The sequence below is a fragment of the Burkholderia sp. LMG 13014 genome, from assembly GCF_905232215.1.
Lineage (GTDB): Bacteria > Pseudomonadota > Gammaproteobacteria > Burkholderiales > Burkholderiaceae > Burkholderia.
Window position 1 is genome coordinate 1 of sequence record NZ_CAJNKE010001051.1, and the last position, 1090, is coordinate 1090.

Sequence of the window (1090 nt, forward strand, 5' to 3'; positions counted from 1 at the left end):
GCCGGCCTCGGGCTGACGGTGCGCTCGCATTACGGGCTGCCCGCGTCGGTGCGCGTGCTCGATGCGGCGTCGTGCGGGCTGCCGGCACTGCCGAGCCTGCCGCTGATCCTGCTGCGGCGCGCGTCGTCGGCGACGCCGACCGTCGATCGGCTCGCGCGGATCGTGAAGCAGGCGGTGGGGGAGGCGACGGAGGGGGTGGCGCTGGCGGCGTGACGAAACGCTCGATTGCCGTCGCAGGGCGCGGTTCGGTAATCCCTCTGCCGATCGGTCGAATGGATCGATCGGGGGAACCTGACTACAGTGATGATCACTTGAAACGGAGGTCATCATGCAGAACGCGAATACGCCGCGCGCCAGCGCGGTCGATCCGGCCCAAAGGGCCGATGCCACGATCCCCGGTGACGGGGCGTCAGCCGATCGACTGGTGCCTGCCGGTCCGCCCGTTCGGTTTGGTGTCCTGCAAGGGCAGGCGTGGATCGCGGACGACTTCGATGCTCCATTGCCCGATTACCTGCTGGACGCTTTCGAAGGGCGCTGATGCGGCTGTTGCTCGATACGCACATCTTTTTGTGGATCGTAACCAATGACCCCAAGCTCAACGCACGGGCGCGCAGGCTGATCTCGGCCGCAGACGAACGTTTCGTCAGCAGCGCGAGTATCTGGGAGGCCGCCATCAAGGCCGGCTTGGGGAAGCTCGATATCGACGTCGGCAAGCTGATCGACTCGATCGGCTCAAGCGGGATTCGCGAGCTACCGGTTCTGGCCGTGCATGGGGCCGCGGTCCGCGATCTGCCGCATCACCATCGTGATCCATTTGATCGCTTGCTGGTCGCGCAGGCCCGTCACGAGCCGCTTCAGCTCGTGACGGCCGATGCCCATCTTGCACAGTACGATCTGTCTCTCGTTCTGACAGTTTGAAGCAATCTGTCGGGGCGAAATCCATCGGTGGCCTGCGCGCCATGTGGCGTCGCGGTTCATGCCGCGGCGACGTCCGGCTCGATTTCGTCCAGTTCCGCACAAATGGCTGCCAGCCGCACCTTCAACCCTTCACTCGCCGGCACGAACGGCAGCCGCAACCCGTCCTCGCACC

2 protein-coding genes and 2 pseudogenes are annotated in these 1090 nt (G+C 65.5%); 3 read left to right on the plus strand and 1 reads right to left on the minus strand.

From position 1 onward, the window contains the following. The 3 genes and pseudogenes from JYJ84_RS37300 to JYJ84_RS37310 all read left to right on the plus strand — a co-directional run. Positions 1–213: pseudogene (locus JYJ84_RS37300) on the plus strand (LysR family transcriptional regulator); the annotation flags it as partial. A gap of 115 nt (positions 214–328) precedes the next feature. After that, positions 329–538, plus strand: a complete 210-nt coding sequence (locus JYJ84_RS37305; protein WP_122946406.1) for a hypothetical protein — start codon at positions 329–331, stop codon at positions 536–538. Further along, positions 538–918 carry a type II toxin-antitoxin system VapC family toxin gene (locus JYJ84_RS37310; RefSeq protein ID WP_122946405.1) on the plus strand — a complete coding sequence of 127 codons (381 nt, stop codon included), beginning with the start codon at positions 538–540 and terminating at the stop codon, positions 916–918. Before JYJ84_RS37305 ends, JYJ84_RS37310 begins: the two co-directional genes overlap by 1 nt. A gap of 56 nt (positions 919–974) precedes the next feature. On the opposite strand, the pseudogene JYJ84_RS38200 reads toward JYJ84_RS37310, so the two are convergent. Beyond that, positions 975–1090: pseudogene (locus tag JYJ84_RS38200) on the minus strand (4-hydroxy-tetrahydrodipicolinate synthase); the annotation flags it as partial.